The sequence below is a fragment of the Enterobacter cloacae complex sp. IR5401 genome, assembly GCF_049238425.1.
In the GTDB taxonomy this organism is placed as follows: Bacteria; Pseudomonadota; Gammaproteobacteria; order Enterobacterales; family Enterobacteriaceae; genus Enterobacter; species Enterobacter hormaechei_C.
The window spans coordinates 1-14,401 of sequence record NZ_JBMKHN010000009.1 but is presented as its reverse complement, the minus strand read 5'-3'; the positions used below and the strand labels follow the sequence as shown (position 1 = coordinate 14,401).

12 protein-coding genes and 1 pseudogene are annotated in these 14,401 nt (G+C 54.4%); 6 read left to right on the top strand and 7 right to left on the bottom strand.

The window, feature by feature from the left end:
• Positions 1 to 38: 38 nt before the first annotated feature.
• The 6 genes from tauD to mmuP all read right to left on the bottom strand — a co-directional run bounded on the left by tauD (position 39) and on the right by mmuP (position 5,944).
• Positions 39 to 890 carry a taurine dioxygenase gene (gene tauD / locus ACOTX1_RS14445; RefSeq protein WP_022650444.1) on the bottom strand — a complete coding sequence of 284 codons (852 nt, stop codon included), beginning with the start codon at positions 888 to 890 and terminating at the stop codon, positions 39 to 41.
• Positions 887 to 1,714, bottom strand: a complete 828-nt coding sequence (tauC, locus tag ACOTX1_RS14440; protein WP_003863170.1) for a taurine ABC transporter permease TauC — start codon at positions 1,712 to 1,714, stop codon at positions 887 to 889. Before tauC ends, tauD begins: the two co-directional genes overlap by 4 nt.
• A complete protein-coding gene (gene tauB / locus ACOTX1_RS14435) occupies positions 1,711 to 2,478 on the bottom strand; it encodes a taurine ABC transporter ATP-binding subunit (RefSeq protein WP_003863171.1) in 768 nt (255 codons plus the stop codon). Before tauB ends, tauC begins: the two co-directional genes overlap by 4 nt.
• Before the next feature lie 10 nt (positions 2,479 to 2,488).
• A complete protein-coding gene (gene tauA / locus ACOTX1_RS14430) occupies positions 2,489 to 3,451 on the bottom strand; it encodes a taurine ABC transporter substrate-binding protein (RefSeq protein ID WP_023315495.1) in 963 nt (320 codons plus the stop codon).
• A 173-nt stretch (positions 3,452 to 3,624) separates the two neighbouring features.
• Positions 3,625 to 4,557, bottom strand: a complete 933-nt coding sequence (mmuM, locus tag ACOTX1_RS14425; RefSeq protein ID WP_022650442.1) for a homocysteine S-methyltransferase — start codon at positions 4,555 to 4,557, stop codon at positions 3,625 to 3,627.
• The gene (gene mmuP, locus ACOTX1_RS14420) at positions 4,544 to 5,944 is read right to left on the bottom strand and encodes an S-methylmethionine permease (RefSeq protein WP_017383140.1); all 1,401 of its coding nucleotides are present in this window, start codon (positions 5,942 to 5,944) and stop codon (positions 4,544 to 4,546) included. The genes mmuM and mmuP overlap by 14 nt, the downstream gene beginning before the upstream one ends.
• Before the next feature lie 157 nt (positions 5,945 to 6,101).
• Here mmuP and ACOTX1_RS14415 point away from each other — a divergent pair, with 157 nt between their 5' ends.
• The 6 genes from ACOTX1_RS14415 (at position 6,102) to ACOTX1_RS14390 (ending at position 13,217) form a co-directional block, all read left to right on the top strand.
• The gene (locus tag ACOTX1_RS14415; protein WP_003863175.1) at positions 6,102 to 7,211 is read left to right on the top strand and encodes an AI-2E family transporter; all 1,110 of its coding nucleotides are present in this window, start codon (positions 6,102 to 6,104) and stop codon (positions 7,209 to 7,211) included.
• A 114-nt stretch (positions 7,212 to 7,325) separates the two neighbouring features.
• Positions 7,326 to 9,110 carry a diguanylate cyclase gene (locus ACOTX1_RS14410; protein ID WP_032608617.1) on the top strand — a complete coding sequence of 595 codons (1,785 nt, stop codon included), beginning with the start codon at positions 7,326 to 7,328 and terminating at the stop codon, positions 9,108 to 9,110.
• A gap of 383 nt (positions 9,111 to 9,493) precedes the next feature.
• A complete protein-coding gene (locus ACOTX1_RS14405; RefSeq protein ID WP_022650440.1) occupies positions 9,494 to 9,988 on the top strand; it encodes a molybdopterin-dependent oxidoreductase in 495 nt (164 codons plus the stop codon).
• A 17-nt stretch (positions 9,989 to 10,005) separates the two neighbouring features.
• Positions 10,006 to 11,943 carry a putative bifunctional diguanylate cyclase/phosphodiesterase gene (locus ACOTX1_RS14400; RefSeq protein ID WP_022650439.1) on the top strand — a complete coding sequence of 646 codons (1,938 nt, stop codon included), beginning with the start codon at positions 10,006 to 10,008 and terminating at the stop codon, positions 11,941 to 11,943.
• A gap of 259 nt (positions 11,944 to 12,202) precedes the next feature.
• A complete protein-coding gene (locus tag ACOTX1_RS14395) occupies positions 12,203 to 12,460 on the top strand; it encodes a YjhX family toxin (RefSeq protein ID WP_003863178.1) in 258 nt (85 codons plus the stop codon).
• Positions 12,461 to 12,470: 10 nt separating this feature from the next.
• On the top strand, positions 12,471 to 13,217 hold the full coding sequence (locus ACOTX1_RS14390) for an SAM-dependent methyltransferase (protein ID WP_032608613.1): 747 nt from the start codon (positions 12,471 to 12,473) through the stop codon (positions 13,215 to 13,217).
• 106 nt (positions 13,218 to 13,323) lie between these two features.
• Here the strand turns inward: ACOTX1_RS14390 and ACOTX1_RS14385 are convergent.
• A pseudogene (locus tag ACOTX1_RS14385) lies at positions 13,324 to 14,303 on the bottom strand (IS3 family transposase); the annotation flags it as partial.
• Positions 14,304 to 14,401: the final 98 nt, after the last annotated feature.

The window sequence follows — 14,401 nt, the reverse complement described above, 5'->3', positions numbered from 1 at the left end:
CCCCTCGCCCCTTTGGGGAGAGGGTTAGGGTGAGGGGCTCAAACCGCACGGTAGAACGGCTTATCCCCCAGGATCGTCGCCCGCTGCATAATCCTTCGCTGCGGCAGGTAATCCGCATTGGCGTAATGCTGCGTGACGCGGTTATCCCAGATCGCCAGATCGTTCTCCTGCCAGCGCCAGCGCACCTGAAACTCGGGTTTCGTGATATGCGCAAACAGGAAGCTGAGCAGCGCCTCGCTCTCTTTCTCCGCTACGTCCACGATACGCGTGGTAAACCCTTCATTCACAAACAGCGCCTGCTTTCCGGTCACCGGATGCGTACGCACCACCGGGTGCAGCAGCGGGGGATGTTTTTCGACCGCATCCAGCCAGCGCTGGTGCTCCTCTTCCGTTTTACGGTACTTATATTCCTGGAATGATTTTTTGAAGTCATGCTCCGCCCGCAGGCCGCTCAGTAGGGTCTGGAGCGGCGCGGAGAGCGCCTCAAACGCTGCGATCCCGCTGGCCCACAGCGTATCGCCCCCCGTCTCAGGCAACAGCTTCGCCGCAAGAATCGCCCCGGCTGGCGGTGTGTCGATAAAGGTCACATCGGTATGCCAGTTATCGTTATCCGGCGGGTTATCGTTGTGGGTGTCGAGGACGATAATCTCCTCCACCCCTTCCGCATGCGGATAGACGGGGTGGATATGCAGGTCGCCAAAACGCAGGGCCAGCGCGCGCTGCTGATGCGGGGTAATGGCCTGTTCACGCAGGAACACCACCTGATGACGCAGCACCGCGTGGTACAGCTGCTCAAACTGGTTATCGCTCAGCGGACGGGTTACGTCCAGGCCCGACACTTGCGCGCCAATGTACGGCCCCAACGGGATAATCGTCAGACGTTCACTCATTGTATTTCTCCATGCCAGGGCGTCAGGCGACGCTGTAGCGCGCGCAGTCCCAGTTCTAATCCAAAGGCGATCGCGGCGATCACTGCGATCCCTGCCAGTACCACATCAGTCGCCAGGAACTCTCCCGCCGACTGCACCATAAACCCAAGGCCGCGCGTGGCGGCTATCAGCTCTGCCGCCACCAGCGTAGACCAACCCACCCCAAGGCCGATGCGCAGCCCGGTCAATATCTCCGGCAGCGCGCCCGGTAAAATGACGAACAGCAGGACCTGCGCGCGGCTGGCGCCGAGCGACTGCGCCGCACGTATGCGTACCTGCTGCGCACTCTTTACGCCAGCCAGGGCCGACATCGCGACCGGCGCAAAAATCGCCAGGTATATCAGTAAGATCTTTGACGTCTCGCCGATGCCAAACCAGATCACCATCAGGGGCAAGTAAGCCAGCGGCGGGACGGGACGGTAAAGCTCTATCAGCGGGTCGAGAATGCCGCGTACCGTCGGGCTCAGTCCCATCGCGATCCCCACCGGAACGCCAATAATGACCGCCGCCAGCAGCGCCACCAGAATACGCGTCAGACTGGCGCCTAAATGCTGCCAGAGCGTGGCATCCATAAAGCCCTGCGGCCCGGCGATAGTAATCAGTTTTTCCAGAACCTGGCCTGGCGGGGGCAGAAACAGCGGGCTGACCCACTGCTGCGCGGCAACCGCCCACCATACCGCCAGCAACACCACCAGCGTGCTGACGCTTAAAGTGAGCTGGCGAGAGAACGGCCAGCGTAAGGCAAGGCGCGTCCGCCGCGTTTTTTCACTGAAAACAATGCTCATGAGAACGCCTCCCGTTGCTCAAACACGCGGCTTAAGACGTATTCACGCTGTTCAATAAACAGCGGATCGGATTTGATGCTGCGTACCGGTTCTCCCGCCACATAGCGCCGGGCAAACTCAAGCGGCAGGCGCTCCAGCACGCGTCCCGGCCCCGGTGAGAGCAGCACCAGCTCCGTCGCCATAAACACGGCCTCTTCGATATCGTGGGTGATTAACAGCACCTGCTTGCCGGTTTCGTGCCACAGGCGCAGCAGCAGGGTTTGCATCTGCTCGCGGGTGAAGGCGTCCAGCGCCCCGAAAGGTTCGTCCAGCAACAGCAGCTGTGGGTTAGCCGCCAGCGCACGGGCGATCCCGACGCGCTGACGCTGCCCGCCTGAAAGCTGCCAGATAAAGCGTTTTTCAGCCCCCTCCAGCCCGACCTTTTTCAGCATATCGCGCGCCGTATTCAGGCGCTGTTCACGCGCTACACCGGCCAGTTGCAGACCAAACGCAACGTTTTCCTGAACGTTTCGCCACGGGAGTAACCCTTCGTTCTGGAAAACCACGCCGCGCTCTGCGCCCGGCCCCGTGACCCGTTTCCCTTCCAGTTGGATCGAGCCGTGCTGATACGGTACAAACCCGGCGATCAGGTTCAGCAGCGTCGTTTTCCCGCAGCCGGACGGTCCCAGCACCACCAGCAGTTCACCGCTGTCCAGCGTCAGGTTGATCGCTTCCAGGGCGGGTTTGCCGCCGTAATCGGCAGACAGGTTTGTAATGTTCAGCATTGCAGCCCCCTTATTTCACAAAGCGATCGGTCACGAACTGGCTGTAATCCGCCGCCACCGCAGGCACTTTGCCCTGCTCTTTCAGGAACGTCGCAGTGTCAACAATCGCTTTGCTTACCGGCCCGTTCAGCTGGTGGACCTGCTGATCAGGCGTCAGATAGGTGTTGCCTTTTACCAGCCCCGGCACGTCAGCTTCCGGCACGCCGCTCAGACGTGAGAGTTTCTCCAGGTTGGTGGGCTGTTTCAGCCATTCATCCGGGTTGCTGATGTATGGCTGCTGTGCGTCGATGGCGCTTTTGGCGAAGGCTTTCACCACTTCTGGGTGTTTCTCGGCAAAGTCCTTACGTACCACCCAGACATCAAGGGTTGGCGCGCCCCACTGCCCCACTTTTTCGGAGTCGGTCAGCACGGTGCCCTCTTTTTCCAGTTCGTTGACGGCGGGCGCCCAGACGTATGCTCCGTCGATGTCGCCACGCTGCCAGGCGGCAATAATCGCCGGAGGTTGCAGGTTGATGATCTGCACCTGGCCGGGCTTAATGCCCCAGTGTTTCAGCGCTGCCAGCAGGCTGTAATGCGTGGTGGAGATAAACGGCACCGCGATGCGTTTGCCGATCAAATCTTCGGGTTTCGTGATGCTTTTCTTCACCACCAGCGCTTCGGAATTTCCGAGCTGCGACGCCAGCAGGAAAACTTCAATCGGCACCTGCTGGCTGGCGGCCACCGCCAGCGGGCTGGAGCCCAGGTTGCCAATCTGCACGTCGCCCGAGGCTAACGCCCGCACAATCGCCGCGCCGCTGTCGAACTTGCGCCAGTCGACGTTCGCCCCGCTCGCTTTGGCGAAGGTGTTATCCGCCTGCGCGACTTTCGCCGGCTCAGCGGAAGTCTGATACGCGACGGTGACGTCCACCGCCTGCGCCTGAAATGCCCACAGCGCCAGTGCGCCGAGAAGTGTGATCCGCGATGAAATTGCCATAATGTCTGCTCCCTTGTTGTTATGAGGGCAGTATTTCCGGCGCGAGAATTTTGATAAAGGAATAAAAAAGAATCGCTAATGACGATTCGTTTTTAGAAAAAAAGCGGGAAAGGATAGTGAATTTTGTGCGGTTGTTTCGCCGGGTAAGGCGCAGCCGCCACCCGGCAAAGACCTCAGCGCTGAACCGTCAGCGCAGCAATATCTTTCGGCGTGGTCCGGCAACATCCCCCGATTAATTTAGCGCCAGCCGCCAGCCACTGCGGTAAATACCCCGCCAGCGTCTCGCACGCTTCACCGTGGTGATGCCAGGTTTTGCTCACCGCATCATAATGCTCGCCGGAATTCGGATAGACCACCAGCGGCAGCGATGTCAGGCTGTGCAGATGCGTCAGCGCCGAGGTGGTGTTTTCCAGCGCGATACAGTTGATCCCCAGCGCGACAACCTGCGGGTAGTTTTCCAGCGCAGAAACGACATCCCGCAGCGGCGTTCCGTCACTCAGGTGCTCGCTGTCACGCAGGGTAAATGAGAACCATGCCCGGGCGCGGGGATACGCCGTCAGCAACGCCGCCAGCGCCTTAATCTCAGTGAACGAAGGCAGCGTTTCACAGGCCAGCAAATCCGCGCCCGCATCCAATAGCGCCTCTACACGCGGGCGGTGGAAGGCGGTGAATTCTTCAGCGCTACGCACGTAATCGCCGCGATACTCGGAACCATCGGCCAGATACGCGCCGTAAGGGCCCACAGATCCCGCCACCAGCAGCGTGCCTGCATTTGCGTTCTCAGCCAGGTACGCTTCCCGCGCTTTGCGTGCCAGCTCTACGCTTTTGCCAATCAACGCCCGGGATTGCGACTCGTCCAGCCCGCGAGCGGCAAAGCCCGCGGGTGTCGCCTGATAGCTGGCGGTGATCGCCACCTGTGCCCCCGCGCGGTAGTAGTCGAGGTGTACGTCACGGATCAGCTCCGGGTTTTCCATCAGCACTTTAGCCGACCAGAGGCTGTCGGCAAGGTTACAACCGCGCGCTTCCAGCTCCGTTGCCATTGCCCCATCCAGCACGACAAACGGCTGGTTTTCAAGGAGGGCGGTAAGCGGATTATTCTGCGACATGTTCAGGCTCCTGCGTGGTCAGGTTTCGGGTCAGGTAGTACGCACCATAACACAGGGCGACAAACGGAAGCCCGCAATAAAGGGCAATACGCTGGCTGGGGTCAAACCACAGGCCGACGCAGGCCACCAGGCAGAGGATAAAGCCAAGCACGGGCACCAGCGGATACCATGGCGCGCGATACTGCAACGCCGAAAGCGGTTGCCCGGACTGCACGTGACGGCGACGAAACACAAAGTGCGACGCGCAGATGCTGATCCACACTGCCACCACCGCAAAACCGGAAATGGCTGACAGCGCCACAAACACCGTATCCGGCGCGACCACGCTGGAGAACAGCGCCAGCACGCCGCCCAGCATGGAAACGGAGAGCGCCGTCAGCGGCACGCCGTTTTTGTTGACGCGGGCAAAGCAGCGCGGCAGCGTTTTCTCGTTAGACAGAGACCACAGCATACGGCCAGAGGCGTACAGGCCCGAGTTCGCCGCCGAGAGGATCGCCGTCAGGATCACGAAGTTAAAGATATCCGCCGCATACGGAATGCCGACCTTTTCAAACACCAGCACAAACGGACTTTTCTCCACGCCAGCCTGCTGCATGGGGATCAGCGCCGCCAGCACAAACACGGTGCCAATAAAGAAGATGATGAGCCGGGCGATGGTGGTGCGAATAGCAACCGGAATAACCTTGTGTGGGTTTTCCGTTTCCCCTGCCGCGATGCCGATAAGCTCTGTACCTGAGAAGGCAAAGTTGACCGCCACCATGGTCATCAGGATCGGCAGACCGCCGTGCGGGAACCAGCCTTCGGCAGTAATGTTGCTCAAGCCCGGCGCCGGTGACCCATCCTGCATCGGGATAAAACCGAAGATCGCCGCTCCGCCGAGAATAATGAAGGCGATGATGGTGATGACTTTCACCAGCGAGAACCAGAATTCCCCTTCGGCGAAGAAACGCGTGGAAATCACGTTAAGAGCAAAAATCACTACGCAAAAGACGACGCACCACGTCCAGACGGGAACCTGCGGGAACCAGTACTGCATACAGAACCCGGCTGCGGTAAAGCTCGATCCGAGCGCCACCGTCCAGGTCAACCAGTACAGCCACGCCACGGTATACCCTGTCGCCGGGCCGAGATAACGAGCGGCGTAGACGTGGAACGCCCCGGTTTCCGGCATCGCCACGGAAAGTTCCCCCAGGCATTGCATAACCAGCCAGACCACCAGCGCACCGATAAGATACGCCAGCAGCGTGCCCGCCGCGCCAGTTGTCGAAATGATGTATCCGGTATTGAAGAATAACCCTGTGCCGATAACGCCACCCAGCGAGAGCATAATCAGGTGGCGGGTTTTCATGGTGCGCTTAAGCTGCCCGTTTTGTTGTTCTGTTTGCATATTACCTTCTAAACGTATGGACATCTAAACATCCAAAGAAGGGTGTTATACCGCGATTGTTAACAAAAAGCCACCCGGCACGACTTCGGCGCAATTATTGGTAAATCCTTAAATCAGTTCTATAGTCGACACAGTTTCTTCTTCACCAGGACTCACTATGCGATTTAACGGACTGACCAAAGGTTTCTTTATTCTCATCCTGGCCCTTGTAACCTGGGCTTTCTTTGACGTGCTGTCACCCTATTTCTCGGCGATTCTGTGGGCCGCGATCCTGACCATCATTTTCAACCCGGTGAAAAACAAGCTGCGTACCGCGCTGGGCGATCGCAACGGGCTGGCTTCCCTCCTCACACTCGGCATTATCTGCCTGATCGTGTTTATTCCGTTGATGGTGATCCTTTCCTCGCTCGCGGTGGAACTGAACATGGTTTACACCAAGCTGCAACAGAACAACACGCAGTTCCCGGAAGTCATCGCCGGTATCTTCAACCGCCTGCCGGACTGGGCCAGCGGCTTCCTGGCGGATCACAACCTGACCAACGCCGCGCAGATCCAGAAAAAGCTTTCCGATGTCGCGTTACAGGGCGGACAGTATCTGGCGGGTAGCGCGTTCCTGATTGGTAAAGGGACGTTCGGCTTTGCTATTAGCTTCGGCATTATGCTGTACCTGCTGTTTTTCCTGCTCAAAGACGGGCCCTATCTGGTGCGCCAGATCCTCGACTCGCTGCCGCTGTCTGACTTCGTCAAACAGCACCTGTTCGCGAAGTTTGTCGGCGTCTCGCGAGCTACAGTAAAAGGTACGGCGGTCGTGGCGGTGGTTCAAGGTACGCTTGGCGGTATTGCCTTTGCCATCGTCGGTATTGACGGTAGCGTACTGTGGGGAGCGCTGATGGCGTTCCTCTCCCTGGTGCCCGCCGTCGGCTCGGCTATCGTCTGGGTTCCCGCCGCCATCTTCCTGTTTGCCACTCACCAGCTGTGGCAGGGTCTGTTCATTGTGGGCTTCTTTGTCATTATCGTCGGGCTGGTGGACAACCTTTTACGTCCGCTGCTGGTGGGCAAAGACACCAAAATGCCGGACTACCTGATACTGATCACCACGCTCGGCGGTATGGAGCTGTACGGCATTAACGGCTTTGTGATTGGGCCGCTGATTGCCGCCCTGTTTATCGCCTGCTGGAACCTCTTCTCCGGCCGCGACCACGCAGGCAACGCCGAGGAGCTGGACGCAGATTTTATCGAAGAAGGAAAAAATCCTCCGGATCTCTAACTAAACGCGTTTTGACAGGCGGCCCGGTGCCGCCTTTTTTTTCGCGATAAATCAGGGGTTTTCTATAATCTTTAATGAACGCTCTTCCACATTTGTCGTAGAAGGATCCAACAGGTGCGAATCGCCACGATCACAAACTGGGCCTATGGTGTCACGGTGTGCCTGACCATTGCTTCCGGTATCGTCATGCTGATGGCTTCCCATGCCGACAACGTAGAACGTCAGGCTGTTAAGCAACGACAAATTTTTGACCAGCTTACGGAAGAGATTGAAGCAGAAACCTGGATGCTCTCCGACTTAGCGCGCCTTTACGCCATCAAAAAAGAGCCCGATGTGCTGAAAACGTACCAGGCGAAAGAAGGCGAACTGAAGAATATCGAGCGCAAGCTGGGCCAGTTAAAAGATACGGGCGCAACGGGCGAAGAGCTGGCGCTGCTGTACGAAGGGCTGAAGATTGTCGATGACCTACAGGATGAACAGCAGGCAGCAATTGCCAGCGTCGCCAGGGGTGAGGAACAACAGGCCATTGCGTTACTCTTCGGCAAAATCTACGAACTTGAAATGGAACGCGCCCAAAGCAAGATTGACCATTTTCGTGTGCTTCTGGATAAGCGCATTATCGCCGATGTCCAGGCAGCGACCAACACGTCAAAAACCCTGCGTACCGCCTCTGAAATGATGGTCGGCCTGACCGCCCTGCTCTTCTTATTCGTGATGGGTTTTATTCTCAAGCACCGCGTGCTGCGCCCGGTGGTGCGCCTCAGTGATGTGGTTCACCGGCTGGCCTCACAGGATTACGCCGTCGAAACGCCAAATTTCAACCAGGTCGATGAGATAGGCGATATGGCGCAGGCCATTCGCATTTTCCGCGAGAACGGGCTGGCAAGGCAGCGGCTTGAAAAAGAACGCGACGCAGACTGGGCCATCCGCGAGCTGCTCGCGCGAATGACCCAGCGCTTGCAGGGCTGCGAGAACGTTAGCGACGTGATTGAGGTGGCAGAGCTGTTTGCTCCCAACATTGCGCCGGGTGTCGCCGGGCGTCTGTATATTCTGGATCGAAACCCGTGGGAGATGCGCTGTGCAGCGGAATGGTTATCTCCCCAGGGAGAAAAAAATGCTTTCCACCCCGATCAATGCTGGGCCATACGCCGTGGTCAGAGCCACCCACCGGTCAACGGCGAGCCGGATATCGGTTGCCAGCATCTGCCTGAATCACAAAAAGACAGTTCACTCTGCGTGCCGCTCATTGCGCAGGGGGAAGCCATTGGTTTGCTGTCTTTTCAGAACATCACGCCTGAAACGGCACCGTCCCGCGCCTATCTCGAATTAATGGCGGAAGCCCTGGGTCTGGCGCTGGCCAACCAGCGTCTGCGGGATGCCCTGCTGGAAAAAGCGCTATTCGACCCGCTCACCGGCTTGCGTAACCGCCACCACCTTGAAGATACCCTGCGCACTCAGATAGCTCAGGCGATGCGCAATGATGAACCGGTGAGCTGCATGATGATCGACATCGATCACTTTAAAAGCATTAACGATCGCTTCGGCCATGAGGCTGGCGATCATGTGATTAAGAGCGTGGCGACAATTGTTCAGCGTGCCGTGCACGATGCCGGCCTGGCATTCCGCTTTGGTGGCGAAGAGTTTCTGGTGCTACTTACGGGTGCGGATGAGGAAGCGGCTCACGCCTGCGCAACGGAGATTTATAACGGCGTCCATACGCTGTCGCTACGTTATGGGCTTGCTGAGATTGGCCCGGTAGATGTGTCGATCGGGATCGCCAGTTACCCGCAGCACGCCCAAAGCGACGACCTGCTGCGCGCGGCAGACGTGGCGCTCTACCGGGCGAAAGAGCTGGGGCGCTCGCGGATCGTCAGTTTCAGTATGCTGGAGGCGGGTTAAGCGAAACTCAGTGCCAACGACGTCAGAGGTACGCGCACTCTCTTATTCCCTCACATTGAGGGTGCGTTATCATTCTTTGTACAAATAAATTCATCTTAACGATGCCACCATTGATAAAAAATGGGGGTGCGTAAATATATCAATAAATCAAAGCGATCATTTTTTAAACTCGGGTGGTTTATTACACTAAGTTTTTATGTTTTAAAAAACGTAAGCTTCAGCCAGCGGTCTGCAATCATGGGGCAAAATACAGCTATCATTTTGATTTTTATGATTTTAATCAAGTAGCGTTTGCAAAAAGGCGTGGCGTTCAACAAAATAGACAAACTTATAGGATAAATAACTTATAATTCTTATACTTCTGTTAAAAAGAGGAGGCCAATATGCGAATAATCCTAATGCTGTGCTGCTTTTTGGTACAAAGTTTAAGCTGGGCTGGCGAACTGCCAAAGCCTGTGGGCAAACCCATCTTAACCATTACCGGTAATATAGAAAATACGAACGAAAATGGAAATGCCGTTTTTGATATTGCCAGCCTTGAAAAACTGGGCATGGTGAGTTTCCAGACGACCTCTCCCTGGTATAATGGCCGCACGAAGTTTGAGGGTATCCCGATGCGCAAACTCATGGAGTATGTGGGTGCAAAGGGTTCTGTCCTGAATGTGATTGCACTCAATGATTACACTACCGTCATCCCTCTCAGCGACTTCCAGAAATACAACGCCATCCTGGCTTTAAAGGTCAATGGCGAATATATGCGCATCCGCGATAAAGGTCCGTCATTCATCGTCTACCCTTATGACAGTCTTCCTGAACTTAATAATCAGATTTATTACTCGCGATCGGCATGGCAGGTCAGCAAAATGAAGATTGAATAGTAGTTCAGGAGAACATAATGAACAGGATACTGGTTGGTATCATTTTTTCTCTTTTTATCACTACGGGATATATAGCATTTCTTGTTTACGATCGTCAGCAAGAGTTGCAAAAATTGACTCACTACACTGAGTCCTGGTCTGTAGCCCAACTGGTATCTGAATATTACCGATTTGAATCATGGATTGGACTGTACGCAACCGAGACTGATGACGTTACGGTAGACCAGGTTCGCATGCGCCTGGAAATCATGCTGAGCCAGAATGATTTATTGAAAGAGGGCGGCCTGGGTCGTTATATAAACAGCGAAAAAGCGCATCAGGCGCTCGCCTTACGCCTGGAAAATATACTGAACTATCTGGATGGTCATCTTGAGAAAATGAGCCGTTCAGAGTTAAAGCTCTATCTGAAAAATATGCATTCACTGGATGCCCCGCTAAGCCAGCTTTCATCCACGGCTTTAACAAAAGATGTTAATACAATCAATGAAACCAACCTTAAAATACAGGTTCTGTATTATATTTATTCGGCACTTTCGCTGTTGCTGGTTATTTTAAGCTTCATACTGGGCTTTTTGATTATCTATCAAAATAAAAATATCCTAAAAGCCCATATGCAGGTGAAAACGCTGGCTGAAGAACTTCAGCTATCCAAAGAAACCCTGCAAATCCAGAATACAAAACTGGAATACGATGTTTATCATGACTCCCTTACCGGCATGAAAAACCGTCTTTTCTTTTGGGATGATCTCAATAAACTTAATCTACAGGCTGAGAAAAAACATATTTCGGTCACGGTGATGTTATTCGATTTAGACCGATTCAAAGAGGTGAATGATACCTACGGTCATGATACCGGGGATTTACTGTTACGTGAGGTATCCACGCGCCTTAATGCTTTGGGCCGCTTTTCAGAGACATTTTATCGTTTGGGCGGCGACGAATTTGCGTTTCTCTCCAGTGGCTTAACCGAAGCCGCAGCCGTTTCACGCGCGCGAGAAATCAGTGATAGCATCAGCAAGCCCTATACAATTAATAATCAACTCATCAAAATAGCCACCTGTGTGGGTATTGTTTTATCGGATAACGAACGACGTTCAGATTACCTTTATAAATTTGCCGATCTGGCGCTCTATGAAGCCAAGAAAGAAGGTTCTCAGCAAATCAAAGTCTTCCGCCAGCGAATGCTACAGAAGTTGCAGGAAAGCAGAACCCTTGAAAATGATATGGCAAGAGCGATAGAGAATGATGAATTTGTTGTTTATTACCAGCCTATTGTGAATTCCGTCAGCAAGGAAATTTACGGCTATGAAGCGCTGATTCGCTGGATGCATCCTGTAAAGGGAATGCTTGCCCCGGATAGCTTTATTTTCGCCGCTGAAAAAACAGGCATGATCAACGAGATAGGTAAAACCGTACTTAAACTGGCCTGTAGGGAAGCGGTCTCCTGGACTGTTCCGGCCAGGATCTCCGTCAACGTCTCGCCTGTTCAATTGGGCAGCAAATCATTTATTAATACGGTGCAGTCCGTTCTGGCTGAAACCGGGCTCCCGGCTAACCGTCTTGAGTTAGAGGTCACGGAGTCATCCCTCTTCAGTGACAGAAATAACCCCATTGCGATTCTGAAAAAACTCCGCGCACTGGGCGTAAGAATCTCCATTGATGATTTTGGCACGGGCTATTCGTCGCTCTCCAGACTCAGCGAACTGAATTTTGATAAAATCAAGATCGATAAATCTTTTGTCAATCCGATATCTACGCAGGAAGATGCGCTTAATATTGTGAAGCTGATTACCGGTATGGCTAAAAGCCTTAATATGGGCGTCATAGCTGAGGGCGTTGAGACCGAAGAGCAGCTTGAGCGGCTTCAGGCTCTGGGTTGCGAGCTTGTGCAGGGATATCTTTTCAGCAAACCACAGCCTCAGGTCGACAGCAAAATTAAGAGCGGCCAGGAATGATCCCCTCTCCTCAGCCCGATACTAACCGGGATCACATTTTTCACCCCTGGGTATTCACTGACAATAACCAGGTGTTATCATTCACCCCGTAAATACCTATCAACTCAAACCGAGGCTTTGATGCTGGAGAATGTAATCATCCGATAATCAGCTTCCCGACCTTTCCAGGCCGGACTGATTATCAATGCGCCGAAATCGTATGCGGACACCGCTGTGTGTTTGCACGTTTTGCACATGATGATTAAACAGGTTTTCCAGTATGAATTTATCCCGTCAGGAACAACGTACCTTACACGTTCTCGCCAAAGGTGGCCGTATTGTGCACGTCCGCGATACCTCCGGCCGCGTCACCGCCGTTGAATGCTATAGCCGCGAAGGGCTACTGCTGGCTGACTGCACGCTCGCCGTTTTCAAAAAGCTCAAAACCAAAAAGCTGATCAAATCCGTTAACGGTCAGCCCTACCGCATTAACACCACCGGGCTGAACAACGTTCGCGCTCAGCCTGATAATCGTTAAGGAGAGGATGATGGATATCCCACGTATTTTTACTGTTAGCGAAAGCGAACACCGCATTCATAACCCCTTTACACCAGAGAAGTACGCGACGCTGGGCCGCGTGTTACGCATGAAGCCAGGCACTCGCATTCTCGATCTCGGCAGCGGCTCGGGAGAGATGCTTTGTACCTGGGCTAGGGATCACGCCATTACCGGTATCGGTATCGATATGAGCCCGCTCTTCACCGCGCAGGCCACGCGGCGCGCAGAGGAACTCGGCGTCAGCGAACGCGTCCATTTCATTCATAACGACGCGGCCGGCTACGTCGCGAATGAAAAATGTGACGTGGCGGCCTGCGTTGGCGCAACCTGGATTGCGGGGGGCGTAGCCGGGACGATGGATCTGCTGGCAAAAAGCCTCAAGCCTGGGAGAATAATGCTCATCGGCGAACCGTACTGGCGTCAGGTACCCGCGACGGCAGAGATAGCTCAGGCCTGCGGCATCTCGTCGATTGCAGACTTTCTCACTCTGCCCGGTCTGGTTGCGTCTTTCGATCAACAGGGCTATGACCTGGTTGAAATGGTGCTGGCTGACCAGGAAGGCTGGGACAGGTACGAAGCCGCAAAATGGATGACCATGCGGCGCTGGCTGGAGGAAAACCCAGATGATGACTTCGCGCAGGAGGTTCGGGCGGAGCTGACGATAGCGCCTGAACGTCATGTGACGTACACGCGGGAGTACTTTGGCTGGGGGGTGTTTGCGTTAATGGCGCGATAATATGGCGCTGGCGGTATAGCCTTTAGGGTTATGCCGCCGTTCAACAGACAGGGTTAAGCATTCAGCCAGAAAGTGCAGCATAGATGGGTTGAGTTGTTTGAAGTGGTCAACCAAAACTGGCCACGGCTTTAGAGTTTTTCCAGTATCGGTTTTCCGATTCGTTTGGGGGTAACCCACCGTTATAGTCATGCGGCCTTACCGAACTGTAATACCCGACGATATAGTCTGTGATCGCATGAGCTGCTTCGCTAAAGTTTATATAGCCTGTCACTGGCACCCACTCGTTTTTCAGACTTCTGAAGAAGCGTTCCATCGGGCTGTTATCCCAGCAGTTTCCGCGTCGGCTCATACTTTGCCTGATCCGGTAACGCCACAATAACTGCCGGACCTGCCTGCTTGTGTAGTGGCTACCCTGGTCACTGGGGAACATCACTCCCGCTGGTTTACCTCGGGTTTCCCACGCCATTTCCAGCGCTTTGATGGTTAGCTTGCTGTCCGGTGAGAATGACATTGCCCAGCCTACCTGTTTCCTGGCGAACAAATCGAGAACAATGGCGAGGTAAGCCCAGCGCCTGCCTGTCCAGATATACGTCACATCGCCGCACCACACCTGATTAGGCTCTGTCACTGCGAACTGTCGCTCAAGGTGGTCTGGGATAGCAATGTGTTCATGGCCACCACGTTTATACCGGTGGGTGGGTTGCTGACAACTAACCAGTCCCAGTTCTTTCATGAGTCTGCCGGCAAGCCAGCGTCCCATTCTGAAACCTCTCAGGGTTGCCATAATGGCGATACTCCTCGCGCCAGCAGAGCCATGGCTAATGTTATGCAGCTCCAGAACCTGGCTACGTAATACAGCCCGCTTGCCGTCTGGCTTTTCGGGGCTTTTCACCCAGTATTTGTAGCTGCTGCGATGAACCCCGAACACCTGGCAGAGTGTGACCACAGGATACTGCGCTCTGAGTTTTTCGATTAACGAGAACTGTTCAGGGAGTCTGACATCAAAAGCGCGGTAGCCTTTTTTAATATGTCGTTTTCCATTTCAATGCGTTGTAGCTTTTTCTTTAGCTCACGTATTTTGAATCGCCACGCGTTTAACAGACACCTCAGAGTCATTTAAGATGACTTAAAGAGAGGTGCCCATGAGCGGTAAGCGTTATCCTGAAGAGTTTAAAACTGAAGCA

Excerpts from the sequence above, each read along its gene's own strand:
- tauD (WP_022650444.1), bottom strand. The coding sequence starts at position 890 with ATGAGTGAACGTCTGACGATTATCCCGTTGGGGCCGTACATTGGCGCG.
- tauC (WP_003863170.1), bottom strand. The coding sequence starts at position 1,714 with ATGAGCATTGTTTTCAGTGAAAAAACGCGGCGGACGCGCCTTGCCTTA.
- tauB (WP_003863171.1), bottom strand. The coding sequence starts at position 2,478 with ATGCTGAACATTACAAACCTGTCTGCCGATTACGGCGGCAAACCCGCC.
- tauA (WP_023315495.1), bottom strand. The coding sequence starts at position 3,451 with ATGGCAATTTCATCGCGGATCACACTTCTCGGCGCACTGGCGCTGTGG.
- mmuM (WP_022650442.1), bottom strand. The coding sequence starts at position 4,557 with ATGTCGCAGAATAATCCGCTTACCGCCCTCCTTGAAAACCAGCCGTTT.
- mmuP (WP_017383140.1), bottom strand. The coding sequence starts at position 5,944 with ATGCAAACAGAACAACAAAACGGGCAGCTTAAGCGCACCATGAAAACC.
- ACOTX1_RS14415 (WP_003863175.1), top strand. The coding sequence starts at position 6,102 with ATGCGATTTAACGGACTGACCAAAGGTTTCTTTATTCTCATCCTGGCC.
- ACOTX1_RS14405 (WP_022650440.1), top strand. The coding sequence starts at position 9,494 with ATGCGAATAATCCTAATGCTGTGCTGCTTTTTGGTACAAAGTTTAAGC.
- ACOTX1_RS14400 (WP_022650439.1), top strand. The coding sequence starts at position 10,006 with ATGAACAGGATACTGGTTGGTATCATTTTTTCTCTTTTTATCACTACG.
- ACOTX1_RS14395 (WP_003863178.1), top strand. The coding sequence starts at position 12,203 with ATGAATTTATCCCGTCAGGAACAACGTACCTTACACGTTCTCGCCAAA.
- ACOTX1_RS14390 (WP_032608613.1), top strand. The coding sequence starts at position 12,471 with ATGGATATCCCACGTATTTTTACTGTTAGCGAAAGCGAACACCGCATT.